The 7769-nt window shown below is 68.5% G+C and carries 5 protein-coding genes and 1 pseudogene; 5 read left to right on the top strand and 1 reads right to left on the bottom strand.

Going from position 1 to position 7769, the window contains the following annotated elements; all coding sequences use genetic code 11:
- Positions 1-3291, top strand: a 3291-nt coding sequence (locus AB0K21_RS43990) for an SDR family NAD(P)-dependent oxidoreductase (RefSeq protein ID WP_364159051.1), incomplete at its 5' end; no start/stop codon positions are given.
- A complete protein-coding gene (locus tag AB0K21_RS43985) occupies positions 3260-4267 on the top strand; it encodes a ketoacyl-ACP synthase III family protein (protein ID WP_343981403.1) in 1008 nt (335 codons plus the stop codon). The genes AB0K21_RS43990 and AB0K21_RS43985, both read left to right, overlap by 32 nt.
- A gap of 199 nt (positions 4268-4466) precedes the next feature.
- On the opposite strand, the gene AB0K21_RS43980 is transcribed toward AB0K21_RS43985, so the two are convergent.
- A complete protein-coding gene (locus AB0K21_RS43980; protein ID WP_343981399.1) occupies positions 4467-5246 on the bottom strand; it encodes an SDR family NAD(P)-dependent oxidoreductase in 780 nt (259 codons plus the stop codon).
- Between the two features lie 2 nt (positions 5247-5248).
- Here AB0K21_RS43980 and AB0K21_RS43975 point away from each other — a divergent pair.
- The 3 genes and pseudogenes from AB0K21_RS43975 to AB0K21_RS43965 form a co-directional block, all read left to right on the top strand.
- A pseudogene (locus AB0K21_RS43975) lies at positions 5249-5434 on the top strand (helix-turn-helix transcriptional regulator); the annotation flags it as partial.
- Between the two features lie 266 nt (positions 5435-5700).
- Entirely contained in the window at positions 5701-6840 is a 1140-nt protein-coding gene (locus AB0K21_RS43970) for an NAD(P)/FAD-dependent oxidoreductase (protein WP_343981395.1), read from the top strand.
- Positions 6841-6916: 76 nt separating this feature from the next.
- Positions 6917-7690: an AraC family transcriptional regulator gene (locus AB0K21_RS43965; protein WP_343981392.1), complete on the top strand. Its 774-nt coding sequence runs from the start codon at positions 6917-6919 to the stop codon at positions 7688-7690.
- Positions 7691-7769 lie beyond the last annotated feature (79 nt).

Below are 7769 nucleotides of genomic sequence, written 5' to 3'. Positions count from 1 at the left end.
TTGCGCGAGACCATTGTGGAGGCGTTGGCGGGTATCGTCCCGAGGCCGGGTGAGGTGGCGTTCTACTCCACCGTCGAAGGCATCGAAGGCATCGAAGGCATCGAAGGCATCGAAGGCATCGAAGGCATCGAAGGCATCGAGAGCCAGGGTGCCGGGCGGCCGTTGGACACCACCGGGTTGGACGGCGAGTACTGGTATCGCAACCTGCGTAACAGTGTGCGTTTCGACGAGACGGTGCAGAGCCTGCTCGGTCAGGACCATCGGGTGTTCGTCGAGGTGAGTCCGCACCCGATTTTGGTGCCGGCGTTCTCGGCCAGGGTCGAGGCGCATGAGGTGCCCGCGATCGCGGTGGGGAGCCTGCGTAAGGACCGTCCCGAGGTGACGGCGTTGGCCACGGCGGTGGCGACGTTGCACGCCCATGGTCTGAGCCCGGACTGGGGCGCGCTCTATCCGGTTCCGCCGGTCACCGGTCGGCCGGAGTTGCCGACGTATCCCTTCCAGCACCGGCCGTACTGGCTCACTTCGACGGAGAGGGCAGCCGACGTCCCATCGTACGATCTCGAATTCTGGCGCGCCGTGGAGAACGACGATCCGGGAGAGGTGGCCTCCCTGTTGAACATCGTCGATGACGAGCGGATCGCCTCCCTGAGGCCCCTGCTCAAGGATCTCGGGGAGTGGCGTCTCGGGAGAAAGGATCGTGCGGTCACGGGGGATTGGCACTACCAGCTCACGTGGCGGCGGCTGGAACGAGAAGTGCCGCGACTGTCCGGTACCTGGCTGGTCGTCACAACGCCCGGACAAGCCGACATGGGCCAGGTATCGGCGACTTCCGGCGCGATGACCGAGCAGGGGGCGAAGGTCGTCACCCTCGTGGTCGCCGACACCGTCTCCCGGGAGGAGCTGACCCGGCACGTTCACGACATGGTCGGATCGCTCTCTCCATCGGGCGCGGATTCAGGCGTCGACGACCGATCCGGCGAAGGTAGGTCATCCGCCTTGGCGGGGGTCGTCTCCTGGCTCGCCCTGGACCGGCGCTCTCATCCGGCGTTCCCCCAGCTGCCGGCAGGTGTGATCGGCAACCTCAAACTCGCCCAGGCCCTGGAGGGGATCGACGTTCCCCTGTGGGTCCTGACCCAGAACGCGGTGGTCACCGATCCCGACGAACCGCTGGACGATCCGATCCACGCCCTCTCCTGGGGCCTGCACCTGGTGGCACGCCAGGAGAATCCGCACGGCTGGGGAGGGCTGATCGACCTGGTCGAGCACGTCGGAGACGAGGTCGGGACACATATCTGCCAGGCACTCGGTGGCGGTGTCGACGATCAGTTCGCTGTCCGGCCGAGAGGACTGCTGCGTCGCCGGCTCAGTCGTAGTGCCGTGCCCCGAGCCTCCTCCTACGCATGGCCTTCCGACGGAACGGTGCTCATCACGGGCGGTACCGGAGAAGTAGGAAAGTCTCTCGCCAAGCGGATCGTGCACAACGGCGCCAGACACCTGCTTCTGCTGAGCCGCAGCGGGCCGGAAGCACCGGGCGCCGCACAGTTGGTCGACGAAGTGCGTGCACTGGGCGCCGAGATCCGGATCGTCGCCTGCGACATCGCGGATCGTTCCGCTCTGGCGGGGGTGCTCGCCGACATCGACCCCGGTCAGCCGCTGCGGACAGTCATTCACATGGCCGGTACGTTCGACGACGCCACGCTGTCCGACCTCACAGCAGAACGACTGGAGAACGCTCTGCGGGCGAAGGTCGACGGTGCGCTGAACCTCCATGAGCTGACGAAATCCAGTGACCTCTCAGAGTTCATCCTGTTTTCGTCCACGGCCGTCATCCTGGGAGGAAAGGGGTTCGCGAGTTACGCGGCTGCGAACGCCTTCCTGGACTACCTCGCACACCAGCGTCGTGCCCAAGGTCTTCCCGCCCACTCGATCGCGTGGGGGATCTGGGAGGGCAGGGACCACACCTTCCCTCATCACGGTCTGAGAAGAATGCAGACGCAGCGGGCTCTGGCCGAGCTTGAGCAGGTGCTGACCGAGGACCGGCCGACCGCTGTCATCGCCAGCTTCGACTGGGGCAACTTCTACCCGCTCTACACCGCCTATCGTCCGTGCTCCCTGTTCGATGAGATCCCGGAAGTCGCGCGCATCCGCCAAAGCCCGGCCGTCTCCTCCGGGTCCGGCGACGCGTTGGCGGTGCGACTGGCGGAACTACCCCCGGAACGACAGCGCCACCACCTCCTGGGCGTCGTCCAGACCACCGTCGCCACCGTGCTCGGCCACAGTGACTCCGACGGAATACCGCTCGAACACTCCTTCAAGGATCTCGGCCTGGACTCGCTGACCGCTCTCGAACTTCGTAAGCACCTCAAGCGGGTCATCGGCCTGGAGCTTCCAGCCACCCTCATCTACGACTATCCGACCTCGCGGGCCCTCGCCGCCTACATTCACCGGGAGCTCTGCCCAGACGACAGCGGCAAGGACGCCGGCCCGATCCTCTCGCTTCTCAGGCAGGCGATATCACTCGGCAAGCCTGAGGAAGGAGCAGATCTACTGCTGACCGCGTCGCGGCTGCGCCCGTCATTCGACGTGGCACGACCGCTGCCCTCGACTTCGCTGTCCCAGGGGTCCGTACGACCGGCGCTGGTGTGCCTCTCGTCGGGTGAGTCCGAATATCTCAAATTCGCGAGAGCGCTCGAAGGAATTCGCGACGTCTCCGCGATCACCCTGCCCGGGTTCTCCAGCGGAGAGCTTCCCGCGAACGTGGCGGTCATGGCCGAGAGCGTGATCAGGGCACTTCCGGAGTCCCCGCACGGGAAGCCGGTCGTACTGGTCGGCAACTCGCTGACGTGTCTTCCGGTGTGCGCGACAGCACTGGCACTGGAGCGGCTGAACTCGCCGCTCGCGGGTGTGGTGCTGATCGATCCCCCTGGGAACGCGGCGAACGGACACCGCGACGAACTCTCCGTTCTGCTGCGGAGAATGGCAGGCAGGGAGGGGCCCGACGTCCCTTCCGACGAGCGACTCACCGCGACCGCCTGGTACGGCGAACTCTTCCACCGCTGGGAACCCGCGGAGATCGAAACCCCGATCCTCCTCGTCCGGCCAGGTCACGCAGGCTCTTCCTCGCGGTTCCCGATCGCGTCCGTGGAAGTCCCGAAGGTGGTGACCGTTCCCGCCGAGACCGACGTACTCGAAGAACACTCCGCGCTCATCGGCCTGACCGTGAGTAACTGGCTGATGGATCTGGCGCGGAGCACGGCCAATGAAACAGGTGGGAACATTGCTCTGGGATAGCGTCTTCATCTCCGGCACAGGGAGATTCCTGCCGCCCCGGGTGAACGTCGAGGACGTGCTGAGCGACTGCGCCATCAGTGCGAATCCGACCAGCCTCAAGCTGTCCGACTGGGCCTCCCTCACCATTTCGCGGGACCACTCGGCAGCGGAGATGGCGGGGATGGCGGCGGTTGACGCGATGAAGAACTCGGGATGCGGCGCCGATGACATCGCGTCGCTCGTCTACGCCTGTTTGGATGATCAGGAACACTTCGCGCCTGTCTGTCACGTGCAACGGGTCCTCGGCGTGCCCGAAGCGCTGGCCTTCGAACTGGGGGCGGCGAGCAACGGGGGAGCGACAGGTCTCGTCGTCGCGGCGAGCTTGCTGAGATCCGACCCTTCCGCCGGCGCCGCGATGGTCACCGCGGCCGGTCGCTACCACGCGGGCAGGTTGGGGCGATGGCAGGAATCGCTGGGCGTCTTCCTTTCGGATGGTTCCGCCGCGGCGGTTCTGTCCCGCGAGGGCGGGTACGCCCGGCTGATAGCCAGTTCTCACACCTCCGCCTCTGAGCTTGAGTCGCTCGTCGCGGTCCGGGGAGATCTGGATGACGGGAATATCATGCTGGCCCAGAAGACCAGTCTCGGGCCCTACCTTCCCATCATCCGAGATGCCGGCATGAAAACAGTGAAGCAGGTGCTGGAGGAGTCGGGAGTCGAGTTGCCGGAGGTGGCGAAGGTCGCGGTGACCGGGGTCGGCCTCGCCCAGCTCTCCGCCCTGATCCTGGAACCCCTGGACATCGCGCCGAGTCGTACCACGTGGGATTTCCTACGAGAAACCGGCCACGTCGGTCCCTCTGACGCGCTCCTTGGTATCGATCACCTTCTCCGCGGTGGACAACTCCAAAGGGGGGAGAAGATTCTCGTTGTCGGCATGGGAATAGGCTTCCGATTCACCACTTTGCTCCTTGAAGTCTGCGACCCGCCCGTTCCGAAGTAGTCCAGAGCCGGCGACAGCCCGCGGTTCCGCGCCGTCCCGGCCCCCGGCGCGGGCCGCCTTGCCCGTCGGACGCCCGCGCCCCCTCCCGGGGCGCGGTGGCCGCCGGCAAGACGTACTCCTCCCGCGGCGACCGCGTCCACCCGCGCCGACGCCGGATCAAAGAACGGGGCGGCTCCTTTCCACGGTGTGCCGACTGATGTCAGGCGGCGGGAAAGTCGGTGCCGGGCGCGCTGAGCGCGGTGGCGTCGAGGTTCGACCGGAGAGCCTCGACCTTGGCGGTGGCGTAGGAGTGGGCGTCCGAGCCGAGCAGCTGGCGCAGCGGGCCGTCGCCGGCCACGACCTGGCCGATGATCGCGCCGGCGCCCTTGACCGGGTCGCCGAGCTGGCTGCCCTGGAGCTTGAGGTGGTCGCCGGTCATCTCGCGGATGGCCGGGTAGTGCGCGGTCGTGCCGGCGGGCAGGGCGAGCGAGTCCTCGGTGAGGAAGGCGGTGCGGAAGTAGCCGGGTTCGACGATGGTGACCTTGACACCGAAGTCCGCCACCTCGGCCGCGAGGGCCTCGCTCAGCCCCTCCAGCGCGAACTTTCCCGCGCAGTACAGTGCCCAGCCCGGAACGGCGGTCAGGCCGAGAACCGACGACACGTTGATGACATGGCCGCTGCGCTGCTCGCGGAGGATGGGCAGCGTGGCACGGAGCACGTTCCACACGCCGACGACCTGGACGTCGAGCATGTCGCGTACGTCGCGGTCGCCGGTCTCCTCCACCGCGGCCAGGAATCCGTAGCCCGCGTTGTTGACGACGCAGTCCAGGCCGCCGAAACGCTCGGTGGTCTCAAGCACGGCCTGCCTGACCGCCGCCTCGTCCCGCAGGTCGACGGTGAGCGGGAGGAGACGTGACGTGTCGGCCCGGTCACCGAGCGCCGCGAGCAGCCGCTCGGAAGAGCGCGTCGTCGCGGCGACGCTGTCACCGCGCTCCAGCAACTGCGCGAGTCGGCCTCCCCCCGGATGGCCGCGTCCGCCGGGTGCCGGGCCTGCGCCGCGAGGAAGTCGCCCTCTTGGCCGGAGTATCGACCGACTACTACGCACGCCTCGAACAGGGGTGTCCCATCAACCCGTCGCCCGCCGTCGTCGAAGCCCTCTGCCGCGCCCTCGGGCTCGACGTCGCAGGACGCGCACACTGGACCCTCACCGGCTCCGGCACCGAACACGAGCGCCAACGCCGGCACGATCGCGCCCAGGAACAGTGACCATGACCATCAAAGATCCTGCGCGTCAGTGGCACCGTTCGAGCCGAGCGGGAGAACGATCACTCTGACGTTGGTTTCTCGGTGGAGGGGCTGTCCACGGTCTCGAATGTGGCGACGGTGTGGAGATATGGGGCAGGTAGCGTGCAAACCCTCGTACGGGTGAGGCATCGCTCCTACCGTCGCGAGGTATGCGGACAGTGGATGTACTGGTCGTGGGTGCGGGCCTGGCCGGTCTGCGCACCGCCCGCCTGCTCGCGCGACGGGAACTGAACGTGCTGGTGGTCGACCGTCGCAGGTCGCTGTCGACGGGCATCCGCACGACAGGGATCTTCGTGCGCCGTACCCTCGATGACTTCGACGTGCCGGATCACCTGCTCGGGCCGGGAGTCCGGGAGGTGCTGCTGTATCCGCCGTCGCGGCGGGCGCCGATCCGGCTCACCAGCGACCGGGACGAGTACCGTGTGGCCGACATGGCGGCCGTCTACCGGCACGCGCGGCGTGCCGCGGAGTCGGCCGGGGCGCGGGTCCTTCTGGGTGTGCGGTATGTCGAGGCGTCGAGGGGTTTTGTGCGGTTCGCGGGTGCGGAACCGGTGATGGCCCGGTTCGTCGTCGGCGCGGACGGCGCCCGCTCCCGGGTGGCCCGTGATCTCGGGCTTGATGTCAACCGGCGCTTCCTCGTCGGTGCCGAGATCGTCCATCCGGTCGCGTCGGGCACGACCACTCCGGCGTTCCACTGCGTGCTGGACCCCCGGGTCGCTCCGGGGTATCTGGGATGGGTCATCGACGACGGCCGGCATGCGCATGTCGGCGTCGCGGGTTATCCGAACGCGATGCGTGCCGGTATCCGCCACCTGCTGGACGCCTTCGCCGCGGATGCGCCCGGCAGGACGCCGCCGGCCGGTCCGGTCGAGCGTCGAGGTGGTCCGATCCCGGTCGGCGGTGTGCTGCGACGGTTGGCATGCCCTGCCGGGTTGCTCGTCGGGGACGCGGCGGGCGCGGTGTCGCCGTTGACGGCCGGCGGGCTGGACCCTTGTTTGCGCATGTCCGAACTGGCCGCGGCGGTTACCGCCGGCTACCTGCGTACCGGCGACCAGCGTGTGCTGAGCCGCTACGACGGGGACGCGTTGCGGGCCCGGTTCCGAGGCCGGCTGTTGCTGCGCCGGGTGTTCGCCGGCATCCGATCCCCTGCCGCGGCGGAGGCGGCGGTGAGCGTGCTGCGCGGTCGTGCCGGTCGTGCCCTGGCGGCGCGGATCCTGTTCGGCGACGGCTCGTTTCCCGAGGTCGGCCCACGGCTCGCGGACCTGGCGATCGACCGCCCCCGCCGGTAACACCGACCGCCTCTCATGGTCCGCGGGACAGGTCCTAGGGTAGGGGAATGCCGCTCGTGCCCCACCGCGTCCTCTCATGATCAGGGAGACCCGCGTGCTGCCCGCCCTCGCGGCGGGACCGGTCGAGGTGCCGTTCGTGATCCTGGGCTGGAGCGAGACCATCGCCCACGACACCACCTGGAACGAGCACTCCCACCCCTTCCACGAACTGCTCTGGAACGAGCGGGGCGCGTCCACGGCCGTGGTGGGGGCGCGGGTCTGGACGGTCACCCCCGCCCTGGGCCTGTGGATGCCCGCGGGCACGTTGCACTCCGGCTCGGCGATCGCCGGCACCTGGTGTCGCGCCAACTTCTTCGGCTTCGGCACCACGACCTCGATCTTCCCCACGCCCGTCGGCGTGGAGATCACCCCGCTGCTCCGGTTGCTGCTGGAGCGGCTCGCCGACACGGAGTTGTCCTCCGGCTCGCGGTCGGTGACCGAGGCGATGGTGCTCGACGTGCTCACCCCCTCCTCGCGCGAACTGCTCCTGCACATGCCCACCTCCGATCTGCTGCGCCCGATCGCCGACGCGCTCCGGGACGATCCGGGCGATCCTCGGACGCTGGCGGACTGGGCGTCCATCCTGGGCGTGAGCCCCCGCACGATCACCCGTGCCTTCAACGCGGAGACGGGCACCAGCTTCGCGCGCTGGATCGCGGCGGTGCGCGCTCAGCACGCGGTCGCGCTGCTCACCCAGGGATGGGAGGTCGACGTCGTGGCGGAGGAGGTCGGCTACCGTTCGGCGAGCGCGTTCGGCGCGGCCTTCCGGCGGACGACCGGGCTGACACCGGGGGCGTTCCGAGCGCGTTGAGACTCCGGGACGCCGAAGGCCGCCTTCCACGCGCGGCGCGGGTCTCGCGGACGTGTCGTGTCCTCGGGCGGACACCGCC

It is taken from the genome of Streptosporangium sp. NPDC049248 (assembly GCF_040678965.1).
Lineage (GTDB): Bacteria > Actinomycetota > Actinomycetes > Streptosporangiales > Streptosporangiaceae > Streptosporangium > Streptosporangium fukuiense.
The sequence above is the reverse complement of the archived record's forward strand: the minus strand, read 5'-3'. Positions and strand labels throughout refer to the sequence as shown.

Coding starts and splice junctions, on each gene's coding strand:
- AB0K21_RS43985 (WP_343981403.1), top strand. CDS start 3,260: ATGAAACAGGTGGGAACATTGCTCTGGGATAGCGTCTTCATCTCCGGC.
- AB0K21_RS43970 (WP_343981395.1), top strand. CDS start 5,701: ATGCGGACAGTGGATGTACTGGTCGTGGGTGCGGGCCTGGCCGGTCTG.
- AB0K21_RS43965 (WP_343981392.1), top strand. CDS start 6,917: ATGATCAGGGAGACCCGCGTGCTGCCCGCCCTCGCGGCGGGACCGGTC.